The following is a 15,543-nucleotide window of genomic DNA, read 5'->3' on the forward strand; positions in this document are numbered from 1 at the left end:
CTTCCATAACACTACCGGAGGGACTAAAAACAATTGGAGACAGGGCGTTCAGCCAGTGCAAGAGCCTCACTTCCATAACACTACCAGAGGGACTAAAAACAATTGGAGACGATGCGTTCTGGAAGTGCTGGAGCCTCACTTCCATAACACTACCAGAGGGACTGAAAACAATTGGAGACAATGCGTTCAGCCAGTGCTGGAGCCTCACTTCCATAACACTACCAGAGGGACTGAAAACAATTGGAGACAATGCGTTCAGCCAGTGCTATAGCCTCACTTCCATGACACTATCAGAGGGACTGGAAACAATTGGAAAGAGTGCGTTTAGCCAGTGCTCAAGCCTCACTTCAATAACACTACCAGAGGGACTGAAAACAATTGGAAAGAGTGCATTCAGCCAGTGCTCAAGCCTCACTTCAATAACACTACCAGAGGGACTGAAAACAATTGGAAACGAAGCATTCAGATACTGCCATAGCCTCACTTCCATAACACTACCAGAGGGACTGAAAGCAATTGGAAACTATGCGTTCAGCACTTGCCGGAGCCTCACTTTCATAACACTACCAGAGGGACTAAAAACAATTGGAAACGAAGCGTTCAACCAGTGCGAGAGCCTCACTTCCATAACAGTACCAAAGGGACTAAAAACAATTGGAGATAGTGCGTTCTGCAATTGCAATAGCCTCACTTCCATAACACTACCAGAAGGACTAGAAACAATTGGTGATAGTGCGTTCTATTTGTGCAGAAGCCTCACTTCAACAACTCTACCAGAGGGACTAAAAACGATTGGAGACTATGCGTTCTATGAGTGCAATAGCCTCACTTCCATCACACTACCAAAGTCTCTCACCAATATTGGGGAGAACCCATTTCCGGGTTTACAACTAAAAATCAACAATCTTTCCCCCTACTTCTGCATAAAAGACGATGTCTTATTCACAGCAGATAAAACTCACCTCATCTCCTACTCCTCCTCTAAGACCACCTATTCAGTACCGTGTGCTGTAAAAACGATTGGAGAAAGTGCGTTCAGTAAGTGTAAGAGCCTCACTTCCATAACACTACCAGAGGGACTAAAAACAATTGGAGACAGGGCGTTCTGGGAGTGCGAGAACCTCACTTCCATAACACTACCAGAGGGGCTGGAAACAGTTGGAAGAGGTGCGTTCCGTGGTTGTGACAATCTAGATGACTCAACACGTGAAGAATTGAGAAGGCGCTTTAGAGACAGAATTTTTTGATGGTCAATATGATTATTATAGCGAACAAACGAAGGAAAACAGAGAGGTTGCTCAAGGAATACCCCGGTGCAATCATTGCCGATGTGACCAGCAAGTCGGAGGGAGAGTTGGTACACCTTAGCCCTTTCTATCCCTATGGGGATATTCCAATCCCCTTCTCCGCCCCTGAAACTGGTGCTTCAGTGGAGGGGATTTGGCAAGGGCTCAAGGTCTTTGAAAATGCCGGCATTGACCTTGAGGTGATCCACAATATGAGTATGAAGGGATTGAAGCGGACAGTACGCCGATTCGGTCCTCCCCTGGGACATCAAAAGGGGCTTCACAGCGACGAACTGCTGGACTATATGACTGCACGGCGAGAGATCTATCTACCGACCTATCGCTGGATGTTGGAGCATAAGGTGATGCACATTATCGAACGCCTAAGGAAAGCTAATCAAGCTGGCAAGACCATTATCCTACTGGACTACAATAGCAGTACCGATGTAGACGACCCCAAGAAGCCTTTATCACACGCCTACTTAGTAAAGGCGTATGCAGAGGGGCTCTACCCCTATGAGGATGCTTTGGGCATAGACAAAGCGGCACCAACCAAGCCTACACAAAGACAGATAATACAACGCTCCCTATTTGAGGATAACCAAGAAGAAGAATAATAATGAATAAGCGAAGCAACTGGAAGGATTTTAAGGCGGTTTTGGACCAGTATGGGATTACAAAATTGTATCACTTTACCGACCGAGATAACCTAGACTCCATCATCCAAAATGGAGGTTTGTACTCGTGGAAGGATTGCGAGGAGAAGAATATCAATATCCCCAAATCGGGTGGTGGCGGACAGGGGTCGATCTCCTGGCAATTGGATGCACGTAAGGGCCTAGAGCACTATGTGCGTGTGAGCTTTACGAAGGAGCACCCGATGATGTATGTGGCGATGAATGAAGGACGGATCTCCAACCCTGTCATTCTAGAGATTGATCCAGAGGTGATCTATGATGCCAACACTCTTTATGCCAACCGAAATGCAGCAAGTAATGGGGTCCACTACGGTGGCTCTCTAGAAGACTTTAAGGAGATCCACTTTAACTCGATCAAGGCAAGAAACCACTTTGACCTTCCCATCGATGAACAACCCTACTTTCAGGCGGAAATATTGGTGAAGAACTTTATCCCGATCAAATTCATCACCAACATATCCAACTTTGGTATCCCAATACCAGCACAGCCCAAGAAGCTCCAAAGCAAGAATGCCTATACGGCACGTATTACACGCGAGAATCCATCGGCCTTTATATTCCTCGTGGATCACAGTGTATCAATGCGATGCATTACCACATTCAATGGTGAAGAGATGACACTCTCGGAGGCGGTAGCTCGTATCGTGAATAACCAGATCAATGAGTTGGTGGAGCGTTGTGTCCGTGCCAATGAGACACGGCACTACTTCGACATCGCTGTAGTGGGATATGGCGAAGAGGCCTATAGTGGATGGAATGGTGCCCTCGCTGGAAGGGGATTTGTCACCCCCGAGGAGGTGCGATTCAATGAGTATAAGAAAATAATGGTGAAGGAGAGTGTCCGCACCAGAGGGGGAATGAAGGAGATAGAGGTGGAGAAGAAGCAGTGGATGGAGGCACGCCACGATGGTAATTGGACTCGCATGGATAAGGCCTTTAAGCACGCTGAAGGGTTATTGGATGATTGGCTGGCACAGCACCAGACGGAGGATTGCTACCCCCCTATCATCATCAACATCACTGATGGTGAATACAATGGTGCTTCGCGAGACGAAATGCAACAACTTGCCAATCAACTGAAGTCGAAATTTACCAACGATGGCAACGTACTACTGTTCAATATCCATATTGTGCCAGGAAGCAGTGAAGCCATTATGTTCCCTGCTACGATCGGCGAAATGCGTGGAAATGGATATGGGGAGTCGCTCTTTGAGATGTCGAGCCTCCTTCCTCTGAACTACAATGAGCAGATCCGACAGCTATTCCAAGATAAGGATGAAGATATTCGCTACCGCGCAATGGGAGTGAATGCGGGAATGGAACAGCTGGTGAAAATGATGAAAATAGGCACGCTCTCTAGTGCTATGGTACAGCAATCTCTATGAAAAAGGATACAAGATCCGACCAGAAAAGACGACTGAGACGGAGAAGAAAATTAGAACGGCGGAGGTACAGGGCATTGGTTAGCTCAGCCCCTAGCTCACGCCTAGCTACGGTGGCGAAGTTTAATGAGCAATCACCCAATGAAGACTTCGCTACTAGTGAGAAGGGCTTCATCGCACTCTCGGATGGAGCTGGAGGTTGTGGCCTTTATGCCGATAAGTGGTCGCAATATCTAGTTGGAGAACTGAGTAGAGAGCAGCCGATTACCAGCTTTGAGCAGTTGGATAATTGGGTGGAAGGAATTTGGGAGCCGTTCTATAATAGGTATGAGGCAAAGGCTAAGGAGGGCGACGCGATGTTGCTCAATAAGTTTTATAGCGAGGGGTCGTGCGCCACACTGGTGGCAGCGTGGCTCGTGGATAAAAAGAAGTGCCACTGGATGGCTTATGGCGATAGCCTCCTATTTCACTACGATAAAAGCAGTGGAGAGCTTTGGCATTCCTTCACAAAGCTAGGAGACTTTGACCGCCCACCCTATCTAATCAGTTGTAAAGACCCATTGGTGGCAGAGGGCTTCAAACATGGCGTGATTGATGTAAAAGAGGAAAGCCTCATCTTTGCTTGTAGCGATGCCCTTTCGGAATTGGTGCTGATGATGTACCAAGTCTCTAAATGGGATGAGTATCAAGCGGAACTGGAGGCATTGGTGAATGAACACACCTCGGTCAGTCCGATGGTACAGGTGGCTAGAGAGATGAAGTTGGACTTTTGGAAGGATCTGCTGGAACCCCTCTATGAGTCTGCTAGATCCAATAATTCATTTGCCCAACTGATGAGGAGGTGGTACGACCAAGGGCTGGTGGAACTGGACGACTACACGGTGGTATTTATGACACCAAAGACACCTCTCTAATGTCTACATAAATTAGGGGGTGTGCAGTGTTTATATAATGAGAGTTTTAGGAGGTGCAGTATCCCAATCTATCTGAGTAGCCCCCTTTCATGGCTCGCAGAGCCGATGAATGGGGGCAAATAAGGCGTCCAAAACCCTTGACCCCGGCTGAGGGGTCAGACCTAGATATGGTTGTCCGACCCCTCAACCGGGGTCGCAAGGGTATTTTACGCATCGTTATACACAGGTCTTCGGCACTGCGTGCCTTGACCTGTGCCTATTTAACACGGACCCCTCAGCCGGGGTCCTTCTCATAGACACCCGACTAAAAACCATATGGTAAGGACTTTCTAATGCGTAACCTCTATAATATCTGGGTGGAGGGGTGGTTAATCTTGTGGCTATTTGGTACCTTTGTAGAGAGTAGTAACGCTATAAATAGAAACTATATGAGCTATCAACACCCGGAAAACTCTGGTGAATACAAAGGGCTACAGGTGAATAGTGGTGTGAACCATGCCCCGATTGTCAACCCCTATTTCAAGCCACGCCGTCGCCGTCTGCTCTCTACAGATGAGTATGTGGAGGGCATTTTGGCGGGCGATAGAGCAATGCTTTCACAAGCGGTGACGCTGGTGGAGAGTCGTTTGCCCGAACATCGACAAAAGGCACAGGAGGTGATTGAGCGATGCCTCCCGTATTCTGGCAAATCGGTCCGCATTGGCATCACAGGTGTGCCAGGAGCTGGTAAGAGTACCTCTATTGATGCTTTTGGAATGCATGTGGTAAAAGGAGGCCATAAGTTGGCAGTGCTTGCCATTGACCCCTCGAGCGAGCGATCCAAGGGGAGTATCCTGGGTGATAAGACTCGTATGGAGCGACTTTCGAAGGAGGAGGATGCCTTTATCCGCCCAAGCCCTTCGGCTGGTTCATTAGGCGGTGTAGCACGTAAGACTCGCGAGAGCATTATCCTCTGCGAGGCAGCTGGCTTTGATACCATCTTCGTGGAGACGGTGGGTGTAGGTCAGTCGGAGACGGCGGTGCACTCTATGGTCGACTTTTTCCTCTTGATACAGCTGGCTGGCACTGGCGATGAGCTGCAAGGGATTAAGCGTGGAATTATGGAGATGGCCGATGGCATTGTGATCAACAAGGCAGATGGCGACAATATTAAGCCGGCGGAGCTAGCGGCACAGCACTTCCGCAATGCACTGCACCTCTTTCCACCAGCAGAGAGTGGTTGGACACCCGAGGTGCTCACCTACTCTGGGTTTTACGACCTACGGATCGACGAGGTGTGGAGCATGATTGATCGCTTCATAGCCTTTGTAAAGGATAATGGCTACTTCTACCGCCACCGCAATGAGCAGACAAAGTACTGGATGTACGAGAGTATCAATGAAGCCCTTAAAAATAGCTTCTACTCCAATCCTGCAATCCAAGAGGAGCTTCCTAGGGTGGAGCGTGCGATTTTGGAGGATAAAATGAGTTCGTTTGTGGGGGCCAATAAGCTACTCAATCTATTTTACGAAGGACTGAAACTAGAAGATGAATAACAAGTCACTTTACCTGGTATTTGCCTTATCGGCATTGGTGTTGCTCTTCATTGAGCGGATTCACATTCCCTTTCTTGAGAGTGTTTGCCAAGTACTCATCTGCGGTGGTGCTTTTTACTATGTATTCCGCAGCTATCGCGAGAAAAAGGCGGTGACCCTCTTGATGTGCCTCATGGCACTAGTTGGTCTGCTCTACAATCCCGTGGTGCCTATCAGAGTGGACCATGTCTACTGGATCGTGGCACATATCATCACCATGGCGCTCTTCTACTTTATTTCGCTCAAAACGCCTATTGATGATACTATTATCACCCGAAAAGAGGATGACGAGGTACCAAAGGAGTAACTTTGGGAGGAAAATGTGTATCTTTGTAGTTGGTAAAAGAATAAGAAACGAATATTTATTAGGTGACAATGGCACAGAAAGAGATTGACAATATATTTAAGAAGATTATATCGCACTGCAAGGAGTATGGTTTTGTATTCCCCTCATCGGAGATATATGATGGTCTAGGGGCAGTATACGACTATGGTCAGAATGGTGTAGAACTCAAAAACAATCTCAAGAGGTACTGGTGGGATGCCATGACCCTGCTCAATGACAATGTAGTAGGTATTGACTCGGCCATCTTTATGCACCCAACGATCTGGAAGGCCTCGGGACATGTGGATGCTTTTAACGACCCACTGATTGACAATAAGGTGTCGAAGAAGCGGTATCGTGCTGATGTGCTGATTGAGGAGCATCTAGATAAGATTGAGGCAAAGATCAATAAGGAGATTGAGAAGGCTCGCAAGCGTTTTGGCGATGCCTTTGATGAGGCTCAATACCGTGCAACGAACGCAAGGGTAATCAGATACCAAGAGGAGTATGATGGGGTACATAGCAGGTATGTAAAGTCAATGGAGGACAACGACCTCACTGCCCTCAAGCAATTGATTGTGGATTGTGAGATTGTGGATCCTATTAGTGGTTCTAAGGAGTGGACCGATGTACGTCAGTTCAACCTGATGTTTGCCACTGAGATGGGCTCTACGTCGGAGGGTGCTATGAAGGTATATTTACGTCCGGAGACGGCTCAGGGTATCTTTGTCAACTTTCTCAATGTGCAGAAGAGTGGCCGCATGAAGGTGCCTTTTGGTATTGCACAGATTGGTAAGGCCTTCCGCAATGAGATTGTGGCTCGCCAATTTATATTCCGTATGCGTGAGTTTGAGCAGATGGAGATGCAGTTCTTTGTAGCCCCAGGTACGGAGCTTGAGTGGTACGAGAAGTGGAAGGAGCGTCGACTACGCTGGCACAAGGCTCTAGGCTTGGGGGATAACAAGTATCGTTTCCACGATCATGAGAAGCTAGCTCACTATGCTAATGCCGCAACAGATATTGAGTTTGAGATGTCTTTTGGCTTTAAGGAGGTGGAGGGTATTCACTCACGTACCGACTTTGACCTGAAGCGTCATGAGGAGTTCTCGGGTAAGAAGATGCGTTACTTCGATCCTGAGCTTAATGAGAGCTATGTACCCTATGTAGTGGAGACCTCTATCGGTGTGGATCGACTATTCCTCAGCATTCTATTTGGTTGCTACGATGAGGAGCAGCTAGAGAATGGTGAGGTGCGTGTAGTACTTCGTTTGCCAGCTGCTTTGGCGCCTAAGAAGGTAGCGGTACTGCCTTTGGTACGCAAGGATGGTCTTCCAGAGCTAGCACAGCAGATCGTTGACGACCTGAAGTTTCACTTCCCTTGTGATTATGATGAGAAGGACTCTATCGGAAAGCGTTACCGTAGACAGGATGCCCTCGGCACTCCATTCTGCGTGACCGTGGATCACGAGAGTATCGAGGATGGTAAGGTGACGATACGCCACCGCGACTCTATGGAGCAGGAGCGTGTGGAGATCGGTGAACTTCGCCACATCATCGAGGAGAGTGTGAGTATGCAGTCATTGCTCAAGAAAATATAAATAGATTATGAAGAGAGTACTGAATCTCACCCTTGTACAGCTATGGACTGTGGCATTGGGCGCCCTACTTCTCTCGCTTTCTAGCTGCAATGTAGAGCAGCCAATGGAGGAGAGTAACTACAAGAAGGAGAATGATGCTTTCATAGAGAAAGCGGTGGAAAAGGGGTATACGGAGAGTAACTTCCTCAATACAAATTACAATATCTACTACAAGGTTCTTGAAGGCTCGAAGGAGCACAATCCTAGCTACCCATATCAGGAGAGTACGGTGAAGATGGAGCTGAGTGGTCGCTTTATTTCAGGTGAGATATTTCAGGAAAAAGGGGAGATTACTAGTCCAGTCAACAAACTAGTACATGGGGTGCAGTATGCCCTACAGATGATGAATGTAGGGGATCATTGGGAGGTGGTAGTGCCTTACCAGCTAGGCTATGGTGCCTATACCCAATACAATAAGATTCCTGGCTACTCTACGCTGATTTTTGATATCAAACTACTAGAGATACCAGTACAATGATTAGCAAAAGGCCTCTGATACTGGTGAGTAATGACGACGGTGTATTTGCCAAGGGGCTTGAGGAGCTCTATACCGCGTTGAGAGACCTCGGGGATATCGTGGTGGTGGCACCCGATGGTCCTCGGAGTGGTACCTCTAGCGCCATCACCTCCTCGATACCGATCCACTTCAATATGGTGGAGACGGAGCCAGGGCTGACGATTTACAGCTGCAGTGGCACGCCAGCTGACTGTGTGAAGCTCGCCTTGAATGAGATCCTCCCCACCCTACCCGATCTAGTGGTGGCGGGTATCAACCATGGTGGCAATGAGGGTATTGCAGTGAATTACTCTGGCACGCTAGGTGCGGCTATTGAGGGGACTATTTTCAACATTCCCTCCTTTGCTATCTCGCTTTTACAAGGAGATCAGGAGAGTGATTACTTGGACTGTTGTCGCTTTGCCCGCACGATTGCTCGTAAGATATTGAAGGAGGGGATCCCGAAGGGAGTCTACCTCAATGTGAATGTCCCCAATGTGCCTGAGGTGAGGGGGCTAAGGGTTTGCAGCCAAGCCGATGGTAAGTATGTTAATGAATATGTCTGCCAAACCACTCCGACTGGTAGAGATGTCTACTGGCTATCGGGTAGTATTAAACTGGCGGAGCCGATCAATCAAAACTGGGATATCCAGCTCCTGAAGAAGGGGTATGCCACGATTGTTCCCTGCAATATTGATGTGACGGACTACGAATTTATCCAACAAATAAAGCACTGGGACGAGTAATGAACTACTTTCTGGTGGCAGGTGAGGCTAGTGGAGACCTCCACACCTCAAGATTAATGAAAGAGCTGAGGAGCCTAGACCCCTCAGCCTCTTTTACTTTTATGGGTGGCCCACGTATGAGAGAGGTGGGTGGTGAGTGTGTGATCGCTTCGGAGCACCTCGCCTTTATGGGCTTTGTGGATGTAGCAAAGAATATCGGCACCATCCGCGAGGCGGGGAAGGCACTCCAAACGGCACTAATTAACGCTCGCCCCGATGTGGTTATCTGCACCGACTATGCCAGTTTCTGCTTTCAGTATGTATTGCCCTTTGTACGCAAACAGCTTCCACAGACAAAAATCGTCTATTTCATCCCCCCAAAGGTATGGGCGTGGAAGAAGGGACGAATCAAGAGACTTCGTACAGATACAGACCTTATTCTCTCCATTTTCCCCTTTGAGATACCTTTCTTCCAGCAACAGCAGTTGGACCAGGTAAAGTATATTGGCAATCCTACCTTAGAGCAAGTTCAGCAGTTTTTGAGTAGTTACGAAGCCACTGACTGCCCTCCTTACGTTGCTCTATTGCCAGGTAGTCGACGCTCTGAGGTGAATCAAAACTTACCGACGATGCTACAGGTGGCTAACTCTTTTCCCGACCTTCATATCAAGATAGCTGGCACGAGTAGTCTTCCTAGAGAGGTCTATGCACCTCTACTAGAGGGAGTGAAGGAGGTGGAGCTGGTCTTTGACGACACCTATCGGGTAGTGAAAGGGGCAAGGGCTGCTCTGGTCACCAGTGGCACTGCCACGCTTGAGACAGCACTTCTTGGCACACCTCAGGTGGTTTGCTATGCCCAAAGGGCGGGTTACCTAGCCAATTTTATCTTTAAGCATCTATTTACAACCCCCTATATTTCACTCGTAAATCTTGTGGCCGATGAGCCTGTGGTGCAGGAGCTATTTGGCGGTTTGTTTAAGGAGGATAAGATCTGGAATGCCCTTGCTCCATTGACCATGGAGGGTGAGAAGCGAAGGAAGATGCTGGAGCAGTACCAGGAGATAAAAGAAAAGCTTCAGACAGCTCAACCCTCATCGAGGTTGGCTGCTGAAGCTATTCTAGAATTGGCAAGAGCTCGCTAAACTTATATGATCAAATGTCCCACTACTGATACCAGTAGTGCCAATACCCACCCCACAGAGATGGAGTAGAGAGTACTATAGAGGGCATATCTCCATCGCCCACTCTCCCGACCAATGGCGACTACTGTGCTAATACAAGGGATATAGACCAGCACAAATATCATAAACGAAAGGGCTATCACAGGATCTAAGACTTTGGACCCATCGGGGTAAGTGGCATTCTGTAGTTTACTCGAAAGGAGTGCCTCATTATCGCCATCACCAGTAAATAGTACGCCCATGGTACTCACTACGATCTCCTTTGCAGCCACACCTGTGAGGAGCGAAACGCTCATCCTCCAATCGTACCCATGCCACTTAAAGACGGGCTGGATGGCGTGTCCTAAGCGACCAATGAGTGAGTACTCTTGCTGTACCATGGTGAGCTGATGGTCACGATCCATCGCCTCGAAATCGGTCTGCTCTTGTGCCCTAACCTTCTCAATATGTTGGGCAATCAGAGCATCTTGCTGCGGCTCCTCTAGTTTATGAACATTGGGGAAGTAGCTCAACGCCCAAATAGCGATAGAGGCGACTAGAATCACGGTTCCCATCTTCTGCAGGTATTGCTTAGCCCGCTCCCACATGTGCAGTAATACACTTTTGAGCGTAGGAATACGGTAAGGCGGTAGCTCCATCACAAAGGGGGTCTCTTTAGCAGTATTGAAGCGTCGCTTAAATATCAGCGCACTCAGCACCGCCACCAAGATACCAGAGAAGTATAGCACGAAGAGCACCAAACCTGCATTGTGGGGAAAGAAAGCCCCAGCAAGTAATAGGTAGACTGGCAGCTTGGCACTACAACTCATAAAGGGGATAATCAGCATCGTCACAAGACGATTATTGCGGTTCTCTATGGTACGTGTAGCCATCACCGCAGGAACGTTACAGCCAAAACCCATCACAAGCGGGATAAAGGACTTTCCATGCAATCCTATCAGGTGCATCAGCCGGTCCATAATAAAGGCAGCCCTGGCCATATAGCCGGTATCTTCGATAATGGCAAGGCAGAGGTACAGAATCACAATATTAGGCAGGAAGACGAGCACACCCCCCACTCCAGCAATTACACCATCTACTAATAGGTCCTTGAGCATCCCCTCTGGCATCAGCTCGCCAATCCATTGGCCTAACCACGCCACTCCCGACTCTATCCAATTCATTGGATATTCGCCAAGTATAAAGGTAAGCTGGAACATCAAGAAGATAACCGCAATAAAGATAGGGAAACCCCAAATCTTGTGAGTTAATATATGGTCAATCTTACGATTACGCTCGGTGATGGAGTCGTAATTGGTACGGTAAGTCTCTTGCAAGGCACCGCGTACAAAGCCGTAACGACCATTGGTGATATCGTGCTGGATATCATTATCGGTATGCTTGGCGTAACGCTCATTCAGCTCTGCCACCTGGTGCAGCAAGGCTACACCTCTATCGGGTAGCATGGCAACTACCTCTTGCATCGCCTCATCCTCCTCCAGCAACTTGATAGCCATATAGCGTGGCCTCAACTCTTGTACCACTTGGGGGAACTGCTGCCAATGCTCTCTAAGTGACTCGCTCAGCTCAGCAATTGCTGTCTCCACCTCTTGGCGATAACGAATATCTACTACTCTAAGCTCCTGAGAACGGTTATTGTAGATCGTAACCACATGCTCAAAGAGGTTCTTTATACCACGCCCCGTCCGGCCATTAGTAGGACAGAGAGGTACTCCAATCAGGCGAGTCAACTGCTCGGTATCTAATTCACTGCTAGAAGCTTCCAACTCGTCCCACATATTGAGTGCCACCACTACAGGGATACTGGTCTCAAGTAGCTGGGCGGTCATATAGAGGTGGCGCTCCAAGTTGGTCGAGTCCACCACATTAACCACCACATCTGGTCGCTCATCGCCCATCAAGTACTGGCTAATGTACTTCTCTTCTGGACTATACGAGCTGATAGAGTAAGCCCCTGGCAGGTCGATCAGATCAAAGGTATAGCCACCCTGTCGGTAGGTAGCCGTCTTGGCTTCTACCGTCACGCCACTATAGTTGCCCACATGCTCGTGAGCTCCACTCGCCGCATTGAAAAGGGAGGTCTTACCGCAATTAGGATTGCCCACAAAGGCGACCCGAATTCGTTGCTCTGGACGTTGTTTTTCATTGGAATTGTGACGTCCCTTGGCTAGATAGTACGAAGAAGTAGCACTTTCGCCTTGCTGTCGCCTATGAGCCGCGGTAGTATGAAGCGGATCCACTTCAATCAGCTTGGCTTCACTCCGTCGGAGCGTCACATCATAATTGAGAATACGATACTCCACAGGATCCTTTAGCGGGGCATTCTTCACCACTAAAATCTCCTCTCCCGGTATAAACCCCATCTCCATCAACCGCTTTCGAAACGCCTTGTCGGTATGATGTTTTAGAATAATTGCCCTCTCACCCGTATGTAGTTCAGATAGTCTCATTGATCAGTATTTAATTAGACACAAAAGTAACTTCTTTATCAGAGATCCTCAATACCTAATTGTAGGTATTTTTGCACTCCTTATATACCTACGTGCCAGAAAAGAAAATGGGAATTTAAGAGTAAATATTTGGCACAGTCCTCAAAAGAGGTTACCTTTGTAGCAGTTAACTAATTGAGAGAACGTAGTAATATAAGATTAGAGAGAAGAGATTACTTTAACCCTTGATAGGGTCTTTGTAGTAGCGATTCCATGTTAGGCGGACGAGAGTGCCCCTTGCTTGGAGTTGTTGTTTTTTACCATTAGAGGGACTAAGAAATAGAGATACTTATGGATTACATCTATATGACTGAGGAGGGATACCAAAACCTCCTTGAAGAGATCAGAAAGCTAGAGGAGATAGAACGACCAGAGGTGATACAGGCTATTGCCGAAGCACGCGACAAGGGTGACCTCTCTGAAAATGCGGAGTATTCTGCCGCTAAGGAGAAGCAGGCACTTCTAGAAGATAGGATTGCACAGCTGAGAATGCAGCTACAAAATATCCGTATCATTGACACCAAAAAGATAGGCACGGAGACGGTACAGATGCTCAACACCGTAACTATTCGCAATATGAGCAATAATCAGGTGAAGACCTACACCATTGTCTCCGACACCGAAAGCGATATCCGCAAGGGAAAGATGGCTATTTCTACCCCGATAGCTAAGGGATTGATCGGCAAAAAGGTGGGAGATGTGGTAGAGATACAAGTACCCGCAGGTATTGTGACGTTTAAGATTGAGGAGATTACCATATAAGCTAATTGATCTATGGCAACGATATTCACGAAAATTATCCAAGGAGAGATTCCTGGCTACATTATAGCGGAGGACGAGCACTTCTGTGCCTTCCTAGACGCCTTCCCCGTACAATACGGACACACTCTAGTGGTGCCAAAGCGAGAGGAGAATTACCTCTTTGACCTAGAGGATGCAGAGCTATCGGAAATGATACTCTTTGCAAAGAAGGTGGCGGCTGCGATTAAGAAGGCAACTAGCTGCAATCGAGTTGGGATGGCAGTTATGGGCTTGGAGGTGCCTCACGCACACATACACTTGATCCCAATACAGAAGGAGAAGGATATGGACTTCAATCACAAAGTACCTAACCCCGATCCCGAAAAGATGAAGGAGATGGCTGCAGCAATCCAATCCAACCTATAAAGCCTCCCTAAGGACTAAACAAAAAGATGAGCTAAGAATGAGCTACTTGCCCACTCTCAGCTCATCTTTTATCTCTCAAACCCATCTTAGCACATCCACAATAGCACATTAAAGATAGCATCGTAACCTAAATGTTCATAGGCAAAACCAGATAGTTCAATAGCACCTCGTTAATAAGAAGGCATAAAAAAAGCTCTGGGATGAAACATCTCAGAGCAACCAAAACCAAAAACTTACAATCTACTAAAACGTAAAAACAACACGTATAGTGTGCGGCTGAAGGGACTCGAACCCCCACGGATTGCTCCACTAGATCCTAAGTCTAGCGCGGCTACCAATTACGCCACAGCCGCAAAAAAGTCTATCTTTCAAAGAAAGCATCCTTTTGATTTTGCTTTGCAAAGGTAGCAATAAATTTTTAATCCACCAAATATCCACCATTATTTCTTGGCTAAAAGTCTCAATTTAATACTATTAATCATAAAAGAGGATAGGGGGTGTGCGAATAAATGGGTAGTTTTGTGAGTAGTAAGAAGATTTGGAGAATAATCAATTTAAGTGATATGGTGCAAACTCTCATTACATATATAATCATTGCCTTAGTGGCATTCTTAGTCTGCCGCCACCTTTGGAAAATGTTGAAGCCACCAAAAAAGGATGTGCCAACAGCTTGTGCTGGATGCCCACTAGCAGAGGCTTGTCAGAAGAGCAAGATAGAGCCAAGCAACGAGAAGAAAAGGAGCAAAGAAGCAAATTGTACTACCAAGAGGAGCGATATCTAAAGAAAAAAAGTTATCTTTGAAGCGAAGCTTAATTAATAATCTTATTCAGAGCCGGCAGTTCATCTAAATTAGAGTGCGATGGACGAGGCTTTTCAATTAAAGGATATGAATAAAGAGAGATTTAAGGGGAGGGTAGATGGTAAGGAGGTAGCACTTTACACCCTCAGCAATGCCAATGGGATAGAGATAGATATCCTCAACCTTGGTGCTAAGATAGTAGCCATAAGGGTACCGGACCGAGTGGGAAAGAAGGTAGACATTCTGCTAGGGCACGACTGTCTGCAAGATTATATTGAGAGTGAAGAGGCCTACTTTGGTGCTATCTGCGGACGGTATGCCAATAGAATTGCCAAGGGAAAGTTTGCCATTGATGGTGAGGAGTACTCATTGCTCATCAATAATGGACCTAATGCCCTCCATGGTGGCAAGAAGGGATTTAATAGCGTGGTTTGGACGGTGGAACAGGCATCGGCTTCAGAGTTGGTTCTCTCCTACATATCGAAAGATGGAGAGGAGGGGTATCCAGGCGAACTCAAGGTGCAGGTGACCTATGGTCTCTGCCCTGTCACCAACAACTTTGCTATCGCTTACGACCTAGATTCCGCAAGTCGAGTGAGGGGTAAAAAAGAAGGGTGAGATTTCTTGCGATTTCTCACCCTTTGTCGTTAGAAATTGTTATCTTTATCTTGACATAAATAACTGAATAACAATATCTAACACCCCGTTAGGGTATGGCAAATATACAAGTAATTTCTGAGAGAGCACAGCGTTTTGGCGGATTAAATTTCATTTTACAGTCCAAGGAGTACAAAAAGATTCTTGAGCTGTGCGATAAAGAGCTGGGAGTAAGAAGTAGTTCTGGTGGTGGATACTCTTATTCGGAGGTA

Annotated in this window: 14 protein-coding genes and 1 tRNA gene; 13 read left to right on the forward strand and 2 right to left on the reverse strand. The window is 47.2% G+C overall.

The window, feature by feature from the left end; translation table 11 throughout:
• The 10 genes from A3GK_RS10760 to lpxB all read left to right on the forward strand — a co-directional run.
• Positions 1 to 1,247: leucine-rich repeat domain-containing protein (locus tag A3GK_RS10760; RefSeq protein WP_018029123.1), on the forward strand; the 1,247-nt coding region annotated here is incomplete at its 5' end.
• Positions 1,248 to 1,255: 8 nt separating this feature from the next.
• Complete coding sequence (locus A3GK_RS0108990) at positions 1,256 to 1,903, forward strand: DUF6939 family protein (protein ID WP_211205465.1); 648 nt, start codon at positions 1,256 to 1,258, stop codon at positions 1,901 to 1,903.
• A gap of 2 nt (positions 1,904 to 1,905) precedes the next feature.
• Positions 1,906 to 3,369 (forward strand): DarT ssDNA thymidine ADP-ribosyltransferase family protein, encoded by a 1,464-nt coding sequence (locus A3GK_RS11095; RefSeq protein ID WP_018029125.1) that lies wholly within the window; start codon positions 1,906 to 1,908, stop codon positions 3,367 to 3,369.
• Positions 3,366 to 4,280: a hypothetical protein gene (locus tag A3GK_RS0109000; protein WP_155799496.1), complete on the forward strand. Its 915-nt coding sequence runs from the start codon at positions 3,366 to 3,368 to the stop codon at positions 4,278 to 4,280. Before A3GK_RS11095 ends, A3GK_RS0109000 begins: the two co-directional genes overlap by 4 nt.
• Positions 4,281 to 4,708: 428 nt before the next feature.
• Positions 4,709 to 5,815 (forward strand): methylmalonyl Co-A mutase-associated GTPase MeaB, encoded by a 1,107-nt coding sequence (meaB, locus tag A3GK_RS0109005; RefSeq protein ID WP_026161825.1) that lies wholly within the window; start codon positions 4,709 to 4,711, stop codon positions 5,813 to 5,815.
• Positions 5,808 to 6,161, forward strand: a complete 354-nt coding sequence (locus A3GK_RS0109010) for a DUF6804 family protein (protein WP_018029128.1) — start codon at positions 5,808 to 5,810, stop codon at positions 6,159 to 6,161. The genes meaB and A3GK_RS0109010 overlap by 8 nt, the downstream gene beginning before the upstream one ends.
• Before the next feature lie 68 nt (positions 6,162 to 6,229).
• Entirely contained in the window at positions 6,230 to 7,777 is a 1,548-nt protein-coding gene (locus tag A3GK_RS0109015) for a glycine--tRNA ligase (RefSeq protein WP_018029129.1), read from the forward strand.
• A gap of 7 nt (positions 7,778 to 7,784) precedes the next feature.
• Positions 7,785 to 8,294 (forward strand): FKBP-type peptidyl-prolyl cis-trans isomerase, encoded by a 510-nt coding sequence (locus tag A3GK_RS0109020; protein WP_018029130.1) that lies wholly within the window; start codon positions 7,785 to 7,787, stop codon positions 8,292 to 8,294.
• The gene (gene surE / locus A3GK_RS0109025) at positions 8,291 to 9,058 is read left to right on the forward strand and encodes a 5'/3'-nucleotidase SurE (protein WP_018029131.1); all 768 of its coding nucleotides are present in this window, start codon (positions 8,291 to 8,293) and stop codon (positions 9,056 to 9,058) included. The genes A3GK_RS0109020 and surE overlap by 4 nt, the downstream gene beginning before the upstream one ends.
• The gene (gene lpxB / locus A3GK_RS0109030; RefSeq protein WP_018029132.1) at positions 9,058 to 10,179 is read left to right on the forward strand and encodes a lipid-A-disaccharide synthase; all 1,122 of its coding nucleotides are present in this window, start codon (positions 9,058 to 9,060) and stop codon (positions 10,177 to 10,179) included. Before surE ends, lpxB begins: the two co-directional genes overlap by 1 nt.
• 2 nt (positions 10,180 to 10,181) lie before the next feature.
• Here the strand turns inward: lpxB and feoB are convergent, their stop codons facing one another.
• A complete protein-coding gene (feoB, locus tag A3GK_RS0109035) occupies positions 10,182 to 12,668 on the reverse strand; it encodes a ferrous iron transport protein B (RefSeq protein WP_018029133.1) in 2,487 nt (828 codons plus the stop codon).
• Positions 12,669 to 12,998: 330 nt separating this feature from the next.
• Here feoB and greA point away from each other — a divergent pair, with 330 nt between their 5' ends.
• Entirely contained in the window at positions 12,999 to 13,469 is a 471-nt protein-coding gene (gene greA / locus A3GK_RS0109040; protein ID WP_018029134.1) for a transcription elongation factor GreA, read from the forward strand.
• A gap of 12 nt (positions 13,470 to 13,481) precedes the next feature.
• Positions 13,482 to 13,874, forward strand: a complete 393-nt coding sequence (locus tag A3GK_RS0109045; RefSeq protein ID WP_018029135.1) for an HIT family protein — start codon at positions 13,482 to 13,484, stop codon at positions 13,872 to 13,874.
• A 271-nt stretch (positions 13,875 to 14,145) separates the two neighbouring features.
• Here A3GK_RS0109045 and A3GK_RS0109050 read toward each other — a convergent pair.
• A tRNA-Leu gene (locus A3GK_RS0109050) sits at positions 14,146 to 14,227 on the reverse strand.
• A gap of 534 nt (positions 14,228 to 14,761) precedes the next feature.
• On the opposite strand from A3GK_RS0109050, the gene A3GK_RS10770 reads away from it, so the two are divergent.
• Positions 14,762 to 15,292, forward strand: coding sequence for an aldose epimerase family protein (locus tag A3GK_RS10770; RefSeq protein ID WP_081605328.1), 531 nt, complete (start codon positions 14,762 to 14,764; stop codon positions 15,290 to 15,292).
• The last annotated feature ends 251 nt before the right edge of the window (positions 15,293 to 15,543 follow it).

The sequence above is a fragment of the Porphyromonas somerae DSM 23386 genome, assembly GCF_000372405.1.
Taxonomy (GTDB): domain Bacteria; phylum Bacteroidota; class Bacteroidia; order Bacteroidales; family Porphyromonadaceae; genus Porphyromonas_A; species Porphyromonas_A somerae.